Source organism: Mesorhizobium sp. WSM4904 (assembly GCF_029674545.1).
Taxonomy (GTDB): domain Bacteria; phylum Pseudomonadota; class Alphaproteobacteria; order Rhizobiales; family Rhizobiaceae; genus Mesorhizobium.
The window spans coordinates 4,264,973-4,277,869 of record NZ_CP121354.1 but is presented as its reverse complement, the minus strand read 5'-3'; the positions used below and the strand labels follow the sequence as shown (position 1 = coordinate 4,277,869).

Sequence of the window (12,897 nt, the reverse complement as noted above, 5' to 3'; positions counted from 1 at the left end):
CGGTGATTTCGACGTGTCGTTTGCAGGAATTGCCTTGCCGGCATGAGGAAACAAAAGGAGTTTGCAATGAGCGAAGCTGCGACAAAACTGGAACCGGGCGGCAAGGCGCATGAGTCGACCGCCAGGCTCGAACTCGCCGGCAAGACCCACGAATTCAAGGTGCGAAGCGGCTCGACCGGGCCCGACGTCATCGACATCGGCGCTCTCTACAGCACCACCGGCGCCTTCACCTACGATCCCGGCTTCACCTCGACGGCGAGCTGCGAGTCGGCAATCACCTTCATCGACGGCGATGCCGGCATCCTCTTGCATCGCGGCTATCCGATCGACCAGCTTGCCGAGCACGGCGACTTCCTCGAGGTCTGCTATCTCCTGCTCTACGGCGAGCTGCCGACCAAGGCGCAGAAGGACGACTTCGACTACCGCGTGACACGCCACACCATGGTGCATGAGCAGATGTCGCGTTTCTTCACCGGCTTCCGTCGCGACGCGCACCCGATGGCGGTGATGTGTGGCGTGGTCGGCGCGCTGTCGGCCTTCTACCACGACTCGACCGACATCTCCGACCCATACCAGCGCATGGTCGCCTCGATGCGACTGATCGCCAAGATGCCGACCATCGCGGCGATGGCCTATAAATACCACATCGGCCAGCCCTTCATTTATCCGAAGAACGAGCTGAACTTCGCCGCAAACTTCCTGCATATGTGTTTTGCGGTGCCCTGCGAGGAGTACAAGATCAATCCGGTGCTGGCCCGCGCGATGGAGCGCATCTTCATCCTGCACGCCGACCACGAGCAGAACGCCTCGACCTCGACGGTGCGCCTTGCCGGTTCTTCGGGCGCCAACCCGTTCGCCTGCATCGCCGCCGGCATCGCCTGCCTCTGGGGGCCGGCGCATGGCGGCGCCAACGAAGCGGCCCTCAACATGCTGGGCGAGATCGGCCATGTCGACCACATCCCGGAATTCATCGCCCGCGCCAAGGACAAGAACGATCCGTTCCGCCTGATGGGCTTCGGCCACCGCGTCTACAAGAACTACGATCCGCGCGCCAAGATCATGCAGAAGACCGCGCATGAAGTGCTGGGCGAGCTCGGCATCAAGGACGATCCGCTGCTCGACATCGCGATGGAGCTGGAAAAGATCGCGCTCACCGATTCCTACTTCATCGAGAAGAAGCTCTATCCAAACGTCGATTTCTATTCGGGCATCACGCTGAAGGCGCTGGGCTTCCCCACCACCATGTTCACCGTGCTGTTCGCCGTCGCCCGCACCGTCGGCTGGATCGCGCAGTGGAAGGAAATGATCGAGGATCCGCACCAGAAGATCGGCCGCCCGCGCCAGCTCTACACCGGCGCCACCGAACGCGACTACGTGCCGATCGCGAAGAGGTGAGCGAGTAGCGAATGGGGAATAGCGAATAGGGAAAGAAGACCGGGGCGCCGGGCGGCATCCCAACCCCTACTCGCTATTCGCTACTCCCTATTCGCTTTCTTGATGCACCCCATCACGACTTCCGCCGCGATCTCACCGGAAGGCCTCTCGGTTGCCATGCGCCTTACGATCTCGGCGAAGCCCGCCTTCTGCCAGGCGCGCATGCCGGTATCGGCAAACAGCGCTTCCAACTGACGCGCCAGGTTCTCCGGCCGGACATATTGATTGTAGAATTCCGGGATCAGCGTCCGGTCCGAAATCAGGTTGGGCAGCAGCGCCGACCAGGTGGTCACCAGATATCGGGAAATGAGACGCGCGATCGGATCGAGCTTGTAGCTGGAGACCATCGGAACGCCGCAAAGCGCCAGTTCCAGCGAAACGGTTCCGGACGCGATCAGAGCCGCATCGGCCTTGCCGAAGGCCTGCCATTTCCGCTCCGGATCGGTGATGATCTCAGGCTTCTCGTCCCAGCTTGCGACCGACGTTTTCACCAGATCGGCGACATGCGGCACCGTCGGCAGCAGCAGGCGCAACCGATGGCCGCGCTGGCGCAGGACCGACATGGCCTTGCCGAAAGGCTCGATCAGCCGCCGCACCTCGCCGCGGCGCGAGCCCGGCAGCACGAGCAGCGTCTTGACGCGATCCTCCGGCAGGTCGCGCGGCAAGGCCTGCGCCTTGGCGGCGCCAAGCACCCCGGGGTCCCGCGTCAGCCGGTGGCCGACATAAGTGCCGGGCGGCCCGCCGAGGCGGGCAAGCGCCTTCACCTCGAAAGGCAAAATGCAGAGGATGTGGTCGACATAAGGCCTCATCGCCACCGCCCTGCCCGGCCGCCATGCCCACACGCTTGGGCACACATAGTGGACGATCGGGATGGCGGGCGCGGCGGCACGCACCTTCTTGGCGACCCGCAGCGAAAAGTCGGGGCTGTCGATGGTGATCAGGCAGTCCGGCCGTTCCGCCGCGATGATGGCGGCCGTCTGGCTGATCCGGCGCATCAGCCGCGGCAGGTCGCGCAAGACGGCGCTGAAGCCCATCAGCGCGATCTCGCTGCCGTCGAAGAGCGGTGTCAGCCCCAGTTCCTGCAGGTGCCGGCCGCCAATGCCGACAAGCTGGATCTTGCGACCGGTGGTCTTTTCCAGCGCGCGCACGATGTCGGCGCCAAGCAGGTCGCCCGACTCCTCGCCGGCGACGACGGCGACCTTGAGCGGTTTCTCACCGGCCATCGGCCGGCTCCTCTGCGGCGAGACCGACAATGAACAGGCCAAGCGCATTGGCTCGCAATAATGCCTCGGGACCTTCGAGAATGAGCGAGCGGCCCGCCTCGACGGCTATGCCGGCCAGGCCGGCGGCATGTGCGGCCTCGACCGTCTGCGGGCCTATCGAAGGCAAGTCGGCGCGCAACTCCTGACCTGGCTTGGCGCATTTGACGAGAACGCCGCGCGTCTTTCCGGCGAGCCTGCCATGCCCGCGCAATTCCCGCGCCCGCTCGAGCAGGCCCTTGGTGCCTTCGATGCCTTCCAGCGCGATCACCCTTCCTCCGACCGCAATCGCCGCCTGGCCGATGTCGAGCGCACCGATCGCCTTGGCCGCCGCACGGCCCGCCTCGATATCGCGCCAATCCGATTGCTTTGGTCCGGCGGCCGTCAGCGTGCCTTCTGCGGCGGTCAGTTCGGGGACGACCTCATGCGCGCCGACCACCTTGATACCGCGCTTTTCGAGGCCCCGCGTCAGAACCTTCAGAAGTCCGTCATCGCCGCGCGCCAGCGCGACGATCACCGACGGTACGATCGCCAGCAATCCGAGGCTGGGGCGCATGTTGCCTAGCCTTGGCCTGCGCTTGATCTCGCCGGCGAGGACCAGATGGGTGACGCGGTGGCGTTTCAGCGTCGACACCAGGGAACCGATCTGCTCGAGAGCCATGGTAACGTGCTCGTATCGGCCAAGCTGCTGCTTGCGGTCAGCCTCACCTTCCATCAACAGAATGAAGGGCGAATAGCCGTGAGCTGCGAGACCGTCGGCGACTTCCACAGGCAGGCTGCCGCCGCCGGCAATGATGCCGACCCTGGAGCCCGGCGCGAGTGCAAGCCTTGTGTCGGTGGGCTCAGCCCTCGTCATCGCCGTCGTCATCGTCGCCACCCTTGAGCGGCGGGACGGCATAATGCCGCTTGCCGCGGCTGGTGACGAAATCAATAATTTTCATGGCCGTTGGCGACGCGGCGAATTCCACCTTGGCGATTTCCACATTCTCGCCAACGGTCCGGGAGCGGTCGAAAATCGTCCGGTAAGCCTTGCGCAGCAGGTAGATTTCCGCACGCGGCAGACCGGAACGCTTCAGCCCGATGATGTTGAGGCCGCGCAGCTTGGCGCGATTGCCGACGGCGATCGCATAAGGGATGACGTCGCCGACGACGGCCGAGCAGCCGCCGATGAAGGCGTTGTCACCGACGCGGACAAACTGATGAACCGCAGTGAGGCCACCGATATAGACGTTGTCGCCGATCTCGCAGTGTCCGCCGAGCGTTGCCCCGTTGGCAAAAGTGGCGTTCTTGCCGACGACGCAATCGTGGGCGATGTGGGCGTAGGCAAGGAAATTGCCGTTGTCGCCCACGATCGTCTCACCACGGCTGGAATCCGTGCCGAGATGCATGGTGACGCCCTCGCGGATCGTGCAGCTCTCGCCGATGACCAGCGTGGTGCGGCCGCCCTTATGCTTGGTGTTCTGCGGCGGGCCACCCAGTATCGCCATCGGGTAGACCTTGGTCGCGGCACCGATGGTGGTCGCGCCCATCACCGAGACGTGGCTGACCAGCTCGACCCGGTCGCCGATCACCGCGTCGGCGTTCACATGGCAGAACGGCCCGATGCGGACGCCTTCGCCGAGCTGGGCGCCGTCTTCGACGACCGCGGAAGGATGGATTGACGTCTGAATTTTCATAAGCATTTTGAACCGTCAGCCGGCAACCATGGCCGAAATCTCGGCCTCCGCCGCCTTCGCTCCGTCCACCATGGCTTCGCAAGCGAATTTGAGCAGGTTGCCGCGCATCTTGATTTTCTTGACGTGGATCTTCAACTGGTCGCCTGGACCGACCGGCTTGCGGAATTTCGCGTTGTCGATTGTCAGGAAATAAACCAGCGACGGCTTTTCCGTGTTGAGGCTGCGGATGCAGATCGCGCCGGCCGTCTGAGCCATGGCCTCGATGATCAGCACACCAGGCATCACCGGATGTTCCGGGAAATGGCCCTGGAAATGCGGCTCGTTGATGGTCACGTTCTTGATGCCGACGGCCGAGTCGTTGCCGTCGATATCGACGATGCGGTCGATCATCAGGAACGGATAGCGGTGCGGCAGGAGCTTCATGAGCCCCATTATGTCAACCGCTTCGAGTGTCGTCGCCACCATGTCAGCCATTTCCGTCGCCCTGCTTGCGCGTCCTGGCCAGTCTGCGCAGCATCGCGATCTCGCGCATCGCTTCCGCCATCGGCTGCGCCGGATAGCCTCCCCAGACCTCGCCCGCCGGCACGTTGCTCATGAATCCACTTCTCGCAGCAAGCTTGGCTCCCGGGCCGATGGTCAAATGATCGGCGAGGCCGACACCGCCACCCATGGTGACGTTGTCGCCGACGACGACGGAACCGGAAATACCCGAAAGCCCGGCTATAATGCAATTGCGGCCGATGCGAACGTTGTGGGCGATCTGCACCAGATTGTCGATCTTGGTGCCCTGTCCGATGACCGTGTCGGACATCGCGCCGCGATCGACGGTCGAGTTGGAGCCGATCTCGACGTCGTCCTGGATGATGACGCGGCCGATCTGCGGCACGCGCTCAGGTCCCTTGGCGCCGGCCACGAAGCCGAAGCCGTCCTGGCCGATCCTTGCGCCGCCATGAATGATGACGCGGTTGCCGATCAGCGCATATTGGATGCTGGCGCCCGGGCCGACGTAACCATCGCGGCCTATCTTGCAGGAGCGGCCGATGACGGCATGCGGCGCAATGACCGTGCCGGCGCCTATGGAAGCACCGGGACCGATCACCGCGCCTGCCTCCACGATCGCTCCGGCCTCGACATGCGCGGACGGATCGATATGCGCCACCGGCGAAACGCCGGTTTCGCCGGTCATCGGCCCTGGAGTCGAGGCTTGCGGAAAGAGCAGCCGCCCGACCATCGCGAAGGCCTGCTGCGGGCGCGGATGCACCAGCACCGCGATCCCCTGCGGGGCTCTGGTGGCAAAGTCCGCGGGGCACAGCACCGCTGCCGCCTTGAGCGACTGCATCAAAGCGAAGTTGCGTTTGCCGTCGACGAAGACGAGCGCACCGTCACCGCCCTCATTGGCGGGCGCCAACGCTTCGATAGCGATATCGGCCTGCGAGGCATCAATGAGATTGGCGCCGGTCAGATTCGCGACCTCGCCAGCCGTATACCGGCGTGAAGGCGCGAAGAACACCGGATCGGTCATTCCACAAACATTATCCAGCTAGGTCGGATCAGTCCATTCCGGGCCGCCAGACGGCCCGGAAACATCGTAACCCGCGGATTAGAAACGAGTTGCAATACCGAAGTTGAATTCCTGCACGTCGTCGCCAGGCTGCTTCTCGACCGGGATCGCATAGTCGATGCGGATCGGGCCGAACGGCGAAGCCCACATCAGGCCGACACCGACCGAAGCGCGCAGATGCATGTCAGCCGAGCCTGCCTTTACCAAGCTCGGATCGAGCTTGCTGCCGTAAAGCGTTGCCGCGTCGGCGAACACCGCGCCGCGCAGGCCGAAGCTCTCCGGAATGACCGGCAGCGGGAACTGGGCTTCCGCCGAGGCATTGAAATAGGTCGTACCGCCGAGATGATCGCCGCTGGTGTCGCTGGCGATCGGGCCGATGCCGCCATAGGCGAAACCGCGGATCATGCGGTCGTTGCTCTGGAAGTGGTCGAAGATGCGCAGGTCGCCATTGCCGTAGCCCGCAACATAACCGGCGCCACCCGACACCAGGCCGACCAGGTCGAGCTGCTCGGACAAGGTCTGATAGACACTCGCGCGCCCGGTCAGCTTCACCCACTTGGCGTCGCCGCCCAGACCGGCGACCTCGGTCGTGCCGGTGATGTAGAGACCCTCATGCGGGTTCTTCATGTCGTCGATGGTGTTGTAGACCAGCCCAAGGCTGACCGAAGATTTGACCCATGGGCTCTCTTGGATACCATCAAGGATCGCCGGCGACACGACGCAGGGCGCGTCAGGTACCCCGTCCCCGTTCGGATCGCAGCCGTCGGACAGCGAATACTTCTCTTGCGCAATGTTATACGCCAGCTGCGTCGAGATGCTGTCGGTGATCGGCAGGCCGAAGCGAATGGTTGCCCCGGTCGTGTCCGTATCGTAGTGATCGTACTCACGCGTCGACTTGTAGATATCGAAGCCCGCCGCGATGCGCCGGCCGAGGAAATACGGCTCCGTGAAGGAGAGGGCGTAGTCGCGCGAATGCCTGCCGCCGCCGGCCGACAGCTTGATGTATTGGCCGCGGCCGAGGAAGTTGCGCTCGGTGATCGAACCTTCGATGGATGGGCCAGGCGTATCGCCACCCGTCGAATAGCCGGCGCCGATCGAGAACTCGCCGGTCGACTTCTCGACCACGTCGACGACCAGGACAACCTGGTCGGGCGCCGACCCAGGAACAGTCGAGATATCGACTTTCTCAAAATAATCGAGCGCTTCCAGCCGCTTCTTCGCGCGCTGAATGAGAACCTGGTTGAAGGCGTCGCCTTCGCTGACGTCGAATTCGCGGCGGATGACATAGTCGCGCGTGCGGTCGTTGCCGCGGATTTCGATGCGCTCGATATAGGCCTTGGTGCCCTGGTCGATGGTGTAGACGACCGAGATCGTATGGTTCTCGAAATTGCGGTCGCCGCGCGGCGTCACCTGGGCAAAGGCATAGCCCGAACCGGCGACCTTTTCGGTCAGCGCGACGATCGAGTCCTCGACGTCCTTGGCGTTGTAGACGTCGCCCTTATGGGTCTCGACCACCGATTCGAGCGACTTGGAGTCGACCTCGGGGATCGTGCTCTCGACGCTGATGTCGCCAAAGGTGTAACGCTCGCCTTCCTGCACGGTGATCGTGACCGTGTATTTGTTGGTGGCCTCATCCAACTCGCCGACGGCCGAGACGACCTGGAAGTCGGCATAGCCGTGATTGTAGTAGAAGCGGCGCAGCAATTCCTGGTCGGCGCGCAGCTTGTCCTCGTCATAGACGTCGTCGCGCAGCACGAAGGACAGCCAGGTCGAACGCTTGGTGTTGATGACGTCCGACAGGCGGCGGCTGGAAAAGGCGCTGTTGCCGACAAAGTTGATGGCCGCGATCTGCGTGCGTGCGCCTTCGTTGATGTTGAAGACCACGTTCACGCGATTGTCGCCGAGGTCCATGATCTGGGTGGTCACGGCGGCGTCGTCGCGGCCGATGCGCCGATAAGCGGCCTTGACCGCCTCGACGTCTGCATCGAGCGCCTGCTGCGAGAAGGTCGCGCGCGGCTTCAACTGGATGGCCACCTGAAGGGCGTTGTCCTTGAGCTTCTTGTTGCCCTGGAACAGGACCTGGTTGACGACCTTGTATTCGGAAACCTTGACGACCAGGGTCGAGCCGACCTGATTGATCTGGACGTCCGAGAACAGCCCGGTGCCGAACAGAGCCTTCACGGCGCTATCGATGTCGGCGCTCGAAAAGGCCTTGCCGGGCTTGATCGAAATGTAATTGCGGATGGTTTCGGCATCGACACGCTGGTTGCCGCTGACCTCGACCCTGCTGACGACCGCGGCTTCTGCTACCGATGTGGCAACGAACTGCACTGCGAGCGCGCCTGGCAAAACCAGGGCGGCGGACAAAGCCGCCGCGGACGCGGCGCTCAGAAACTTGGATGCTGCCTTCATCGGGCTTTTGTACCTTTTTCTCGTAGTCCCCACGGCGAGAAAACCGGACGTGCGGTATTTTCCCTTACCGTATTAACCGGATTTCCCCTACACGCAAGGCTCCCGGTTAATTTGTATTTACTTAACCCTGTTGCGTGGCTTTCGTGTCACGCATATCCCCACGCATGGTAAACGGCGTCTCAATATGGCCGGGGCCGAAGCCAAATTTCTTCATGATTTCAGCACCCAAACAGATCATTCCAAAAAACGAAGCCCATAAATCCGAGCACCAGAAGGAGACCGGTCCGGTAGGCCATCTCCATCATCCGCTCCGACACGGGCCGTCTTATGACGGCCTCCACGCCGTAGAACAACAGGTGGCCGCCGTCGAGAGGGGGAATCGGCAGAAGATTGAGAATCCCTATCCCGACTGACAGGAATGCAACAAGCTGCACCAGCCACTCGAAGCCGAGTTTGGCCGCCTGACCCGACATTTTTGCGATCTTGATCGGTCCGCCCAGCTGGCACTTATCCTCGCGCCCGATAACAAACCGCTTCATGAACTGGCCGGTGCGCTCGATCACATGGCCGGTTTCCTCGACAGCCGCCGCCAGCGCGCCCGCAGGCGTGTAGGAGACCAGTCGCGGCTGCCCGAACTCGGCATTGTTGGCGACGCCGATGATCGCGACCTTGACCTTGTTGCCCAGCGCGTCCTGCTGCTCCATCGGCTCCGGCGTCGCCGTGGCGGTGATTTCCTTGCCATCGCGCAGCATGGTGAACGTGATGGCGTCGCCGGCGCGGCCCGAAACCAGGCGCTGAACGTCGGCAAAGGTTTCCACCTTGCTGCCGTCGACCCTGACGAATCGGTCGCCGGGCTGGATGCCTGCCCGCGCGGCTGGGCTGCCAGCGGTGACTTCGGCCACTGTCGGCTCCATCACCGGACGGCCGTAGAGCGAAAACAGCACCGCAAAGACGGCGATCGTCAGCAGGAAGTTGAACAGCGGCCCGGCAACGACGGTCGCCGCGCGCTTCCAGATCGGCTGGGTGTGAAAGGCGACCTCGCGCTCGGCCTCGGTCAACGATTCGATCTCCTCGGCGCTCGGCTGGCTCGATGTCGCATTCATGTCGCCGACGAATTTGACGTAGCCGCCAAGCGGTATGGCGCAAAGCTTCCAGCGCGTGCCGTGGCGGTCGTTGAAGCCGAAAAGCTCCGGGCCGAAACCGATGGCAAAAGCCTTCACGCCGATGCCGCACCAGCGACCGATGAGATAGTGGCCCATCTCATGCACGAACACGACGACGGTGAGCACGAACAGGAACGGCACAAGGGTGCCGAGGACAAACCCTTGGGTGCTGAAGACGGCGTGAAGAATCTCGTTCAAGTCATGCCCTCAAATTCGCCCGCGAACGCGACACTCCGCCGCGACTGTGACATCAATCCGGGCGAATCCGTGGCGTGCCCGTTTTTCCGCCCTGCGGCGGTGCATTAGAACGGAAACAGCCCCTGCGCCGGATGATCGGCGGTGCCCGCCGAAACCCAGCCGATCAGGTACAGGGCGAAAGCCGCCGCGACAAGCCCATCGACCCTGTCCATGACGCCGCCATGGCCGGGAATGAGATTGCTCGAATCCTTGCAGCCGTGTCGGCGCTTGACCCAGGATTCGAACAGATCGCCGACCTGCGAGACGATCGAGAGCGCCAAGGCGACAAGGCCAAGCATGATGAGATTGCCGGCCCCGGTCGCGATTGCCATCAGCAATCCGGCAACCACGCCGCCCACGGCGCCGCCAAGCGCGCCGCTCTGCGTCTTGCCGGGCGAGATCGACGGCGCGAGTTTTGGCCCGCCGACCGCCCGACCGACGAAATAGGCCGCAATGTCGGTCGCCCAGACCACCGCGAACAGGAAGAGGATGGCGATCAGCCCCGAATGGTTGTCATCGCGCAGATAGGCGAGTGAAAAGCCCGACAACGACGCATAGGCCAGCCCCGATGCCTCCCATTGCGCTGCTCCCCGCAGCCGCGCGGCAGCAGCGGCGATAGCTGTGAGGGCTGCGACCAGAGTGAGCAGCCACAGGGCCGGTGGCCCTGCAATCAGCACTCCGACAAAGACGAGAATCAGCGCTTCCGCCAGGAAGCCGAGCCTCGCGCCGCTCTCGGCGCGCGACATGCGCGTCCATTCGTAGAATATCAGCGCCGCGATAGCCGCGCAGAACAGCCGGAACGGCAGCGCCCCGAGCCACGTGAGCGCAAGTGTGAGCGCCGCCATCACGATGGCCGAGATGACGCGCTGTTGGAGATTGCTCATTGATGCCGGCGCTACAAAGCAACGTCGCGGGCGGCGAGCCCGCCGAAACGGCGCTCGCGGCCGGCAAAGTCCCGCAGGGCGTCGGCCAGATGCTCCCGGCTGAAGTCCGGCCAGTAGCAAGGCAGGAAGACGAGTTCGCTATAGGCGGCCTGCCACAAAAGGAAGTTCGACAGCCGGAGCTCGCCACTGGTGCGGATCACCAGGTCGGGATCGGGAATGCCCTCGGTGTCGAGCGAACCGGCAAAGCTCTCCATCGTGATGGCGTCGCTCGTCATTTCGCCGCGAGCCACTGCATCGGCGAGCTTGCGCGCGGTGCGCACGATCTCGTCGCGGCCGCCATAGTTGAAGGCGATGACGAGTGTCAGCGCCTCGTTGCCGGCGGTCAGCGATTCGGCTTCCTGCAGCAATCCCCTGATGTCTGGTTGCAGCCCTTCCCGGTCGCCGATCACCCTCACCCGCACGCCATTCTGGTGCAGTTCGGCGAGATCGCGGCGGATGAAGAGCTTCAAAAGGCCCATCAGGTCGCTGACCTCGGATTTCGGCCGCGACCAGTTTTCGGAGGAGAAGGCGTAGACCGTCAGGTAGGAGATGCCGAGCTCGGGCGCGGCGCGCACCGTCTTGCGCAAGGCCTCGACGCCGGCGCGGTGGCCGGCAAGCCTCGGCATGCCGCGCGCCTTGGCCCAGCGTCCATTTCCGTCCATGATGATCGCGACATGCGCGGGCGTTGCCATGGTCTCGCTTTCGAGCCGGTGAGAACCCGACCCTAAACCTGCATGATTTCAGCTTCCTTATCGGAAAGCAGGTGATCGATGGTGCTGATCATCTCGTCGGTCAGCTTCTGTACCTGGTCGGACCGCTTGCGATGATCGTCCTCGCTGATCGTGCCGTCCTTTTCCGCCTTCTTGAGGAAATCCATGCCGTCGCGGCGGACATGGCGCACCGCGACGCGGGCGTTCTCGGCATAGCCGTGCGAGATCTTGACCAGTTCCTTGCGGCGCTGCTCGTTGAGTTCGGGCAGCGGAATCCGGAGATTGGTGCCGTCGACGATCGGGTTGAAGCCGAGATTGGCCTCGCGGATGGCGCGGTCGACGGCGCTGACCATCGACTTGTCCCAGACCGAGACCGAAATCATGCGCGGCTCCGGCACCGTCACATTGGCCACCTGGTTGATCGGCATCGTCGTGCCGTAGGCCTGGACCTGGACGGCGTCGAGCAGGTTGCTGGAGGCGCGGCCGGTGCGCAGCGAAGCAAGATCATGCTTGAAGGCCGCGATCGCCCCGTCCATGCGCCGCTTAAGATCGTCATATTCGCCACTCATGATCATCTCCTCGACCCGTTCGCCGGGTTCACTGCTTGTCTTCTAGTCACGTCCGAAACCGGCGATCATTTAGCCGACTCCGGCCCCGGTCAATTGTCCGCGACGATCGTGCAACGGCCGCCGCCCCTCAGAATTTCGCCGAAACCACCCTTTTCGTGGATCGAATAGACGATTATCGGAATGTTGTTTTCGCGCGCAAGTGCAATCGCGGCCGTATCCATGATGGTAAGCCCGCGTTTGATGACCTCGGCATGACTTATGCGGTCGAAGCGTACCGCGTCCGGATCCTTCTTGGGGTCGGCCGAATAGACACCGTCGACCTGGGTGCCCTTGAACAGCGCGTCGGCTCCGATCTCGGCGGCGCGAAGCGCGGCGGCCGAATCGGTGGTGAAGAACGGGTTGCCGGTGCCGCCGGCGAAGATCACCACCTTGCCCTGGTTCATGTAGGCGGTCGCCTGGCGCTGTGAAAAACTCTCGCAGAGCTCGGGCATGGCAATGGCCGAGAGCACCACGGCGTCGACGCCGATCTTGTTCAGCGAGGTGCGCAGCGCCAGCGAGTTGATGACTGTGGCCAACATGCCCATGTGGTCGCCGGTGACGCGATCGCCGCCCTTGGAGGCGACGGCTACGCCGCGGAAGATGTTGCCGCCGCCGATCACGACACCGACTTCGATGCCAAGTGCCCGCGCCTCGGCAATGTCGGCGGCGATGCGGTCGACGACCGAGACGTCGATGCCGAAATGCTGTTCTCCCATCAGCGCTTCGCCCGAAGCTTTCAGCAAGACACGTCGATAGAGGGGCTTCACCGTCATCTGGTTCCTCGAAAATCTCGGCGCGGGCAAATCTGGAGGCGAAAATTGCCCCGCTTCGCCTGGCGGCGCTGGCATGATGGTTCGACCCGATACACGAAGGGCGCGGCGATGTCACTCCGCGCCCTTGCGCAAAATCCCAGG

The 12,897-nt window shown here is 63.3% G+C and carries 12 protein-coding genes; 1 reads left to right on the top strand and 11 read right to left on the bottom strand.

Features of this window, described 5'->3' with window-relative positions:
- Positions 1-66 precede the first annotated feature (66 nt).
- On the top strand, positions 67-1,395 hold the full coding sequence (gene gltA / locus QAZ47_RS20505; protein ID WP_278230534.1) for a citrate synthase: 1,329 nt from the start codon (positions 67-69) through the stop codon (positions 1,393-1,395).
- A gap of 80 nt (positions 1,396-1,475) precedes the next feature.
- Here gltA and lpxB read toward each other — a convergent pair whose 3' ends face one another.
- From lpxB to pyrH, 11 genes are all read right to left on the bottom strand, one after another.
- Complete coding sequence (gene lpxB / locus QAZ47_RS20500) at positions 1,476-2,657, bottom strand: lipid-A-disaccharide synthase (RefSeq protein WP_278230533.1); 1,182 nt, start codon at positions 2,655-2,657, stop codon at positions 1,476-1,478.
- Positions 2,647-3,561 (bottom strand): LpxI family protein, encoded by a 915-nt coding sequence (locus QAZ47_RS20495; protein ID WP_278230532.1) that lies wholly within the window; start codon positions 3,559-3,561, stop codon positions 2,647-2,649. Before QAZ47_RS20495 ends, lpxB begins: the two co-directional genes overlap by 11 nt.
- Positions 3,536-4,369, bottom strand: coding sequence for an acyl-ACP--UDP-N-acetylglucosamine O-acyltransferase (gene lpxA, locus QAZ47_RS20490; RefSeq protein WP_278233834.1), 834 nt, complete (start codon positions 4,367-4,369; stop codon positions 3,536-3,538). The genes QAZ47_RS20495 and lpxA overlap by 26 nt, the downstream gene beginning before the upstream one ends.
- A 15-nt stretch (positions 4,370-4,384) precedes the next feature.
- On the bottom strand, positions 4,385-4,843 hold the full coding sequence (gene fabZ / locus QAZ47_RS20485) for a 3-hydroxyacyl-ACP dehydratase FabZ (protein WP_278202548.1): 459 nt from the start codon (positions 4,841-4,843) through the stop codon (positions 4,385-4,387).
- On the bottom strand, positions 4,836-5,891 hold the full coding sequence (lpxD, locus tag QAZ47_RS20480; protein ID WP_278230531.1) for a UDP-3-O-(3-hydroxymyristoyl)glucosamine N-acyltransferase: 1,056 nt from the start codon (positions 5,889-5,891) through the stop codon (positions 4,836-4,838). Before lpxD ends, fabZ begins: the two co-directional genes overlap by 8 nt.
- A 78-nt stretch (positions 5,892-5,969) precedes the next feature.
- On the bottom strand, positions 5,970-8,342 hold the full coding sequence (gene bamA / locus QAZ47_RS20475) for an outer membrane protein assembly factor BamA (RefSeq protein ID WP_278202546.1): 2,373 nt from the start codon (positions 8,340-8,342) through the stop codon (positions 5,970-5,972).
- Between the two features lie 218 nt (positions 8,343-8,560).
- A complete protein-coding gene (gene rseP, locus QAZ47_RS20470; protein WP_278202545.1) occupies positions 8,561-9,703 on the bottom strand; it encodes an RIP metalloprotease RseP in 1,143 nt (380 codons plus the stop codon).
- A gap of 104 nt (positions 9,704-9,807) precedes the next feature.
- The gene (locus tag QAZ47_RS20465; protein ID WP_278202544.1) at positions 9,808-10,626 is read right to left on the bottom strand and encodes a phosphatidate cytidylyltransferase; all 819 of its coding nucleotides are present in this window, start codon (positions 10,624-10,626) and stop codon (positions 9,808-9,810) included.
- 11 nt (positions 10,627-10,637) lie between these two features.
- Positions 10,638-11,357: an isoprenyl transferase gene (locus QAZ47_RS20460; RefSeq protein WP_278202543.1), complete on the bottom strand. Its 720-nt coding sequence runs from the start codon at positions 11,355-11,357 to the stop codon at positions 10,638-10,640.
- A gap of 32 nt (positions 11,358-11,389) precedes the next feature.
- Positions 11,390-11,944, bottom strand: a complete 555-nt coding sequence (frr, locus tag QAZ47_RS20455; protein WP_278202542.1) for a ribosome recycling factor — start codon at positions 11,942-11,944, stop codon at positions 11,390-11,392.
- 89 nt (positions 11,945-12,033) lie between these two features.
- On the bottom strand, positions 12,034-12,756 hold the full coding sequence (gene pyrH, locus QAZ47_RS20450) for a UMP kinase (protein WP_126100415.1): 723 nt from the start codon (positions 12,754-12,756) through the stop codon (positions 12,034-12,036).
- Positions 12,757-12,897: the final 141 nt, after the last annotated feature.

Bases quoted from the DNA above. Each gene is read 5' to 3' on its own strand.
- gltA (WP_278230534.1), top strand. From the start codon at position 67: ATGAGCGAAGCTGCGACAAAACTGGAACCGGGCGGCAAGGCGCATGAG.
- lpxB (WP_278230533.1), bottom strand. From the start codon at position 2,657: ATGGCCGGTGAGAAACCGCTCAAGGTCGCCGTCGTCGCCGGCGAGGAG.
- QAZ47_RS20495 (WP_278230532.1), bottom strand. From the start codon at position 3,561: ATGACGACGGCGATGACGAGGGCTGAGCCCACCGACACAAGGCTTGCA.
- lpxA (WP_278233834.1), bottom strand. From the start codon at position 4,369: ATGAAAATTCAGACGTCAATCCATCCTTCCGCGGTCGTCGAAGACGGC.
- fabZ (WP_278202548.1), bottom strand. From the start codon at position 4,843: ATGGCTGACATGGTGGCGACGACACTCGAAGCGGTTGACATAATGGGG.
- lpxD (WP_278230531.1), bottom strand. From the start codon at position 5,891: ATGACCGATCCGGTGTTCTTCGCGCCTTCACGCCGGTATACGGCTGGC.
- bamA (WP_278202546.1), bottom strand. From the start codon at position 8,342: ATGAAGGCAGCATCCAAGTTTCTGAGCGCCGCGTCCGCGGCGGCTTTG.
- QAZ47_RS20465 (WP_278202544.1), bottom strand. From the start codon at position 10,626: ATGAGCAATCTCCAACAGCGCGTCATCTCGGCCATCGTGATGGCGGCG.
- QAZ47_RS20460 (WP_278202543.1), bottom strand. From the start codon at position 11,357: ATGGCAACGCCCGCGCATGTCGCGATCATCATGGACGGAAATGGACGC.
- frr (WP_278202542.1), bottom strand. From the start codon at position 11,944: ATGAGTGGCGAATATGACGATCTTAAGCGGCGCATGGACGGGGCGATC.
- pyrH (WP_126100415.1), bottom strand. From the start codon at position 12,756: ATGACGGTGAAGCCCCTCTATCGACGTGTCTTGCTGAAAGCTTCGGGC.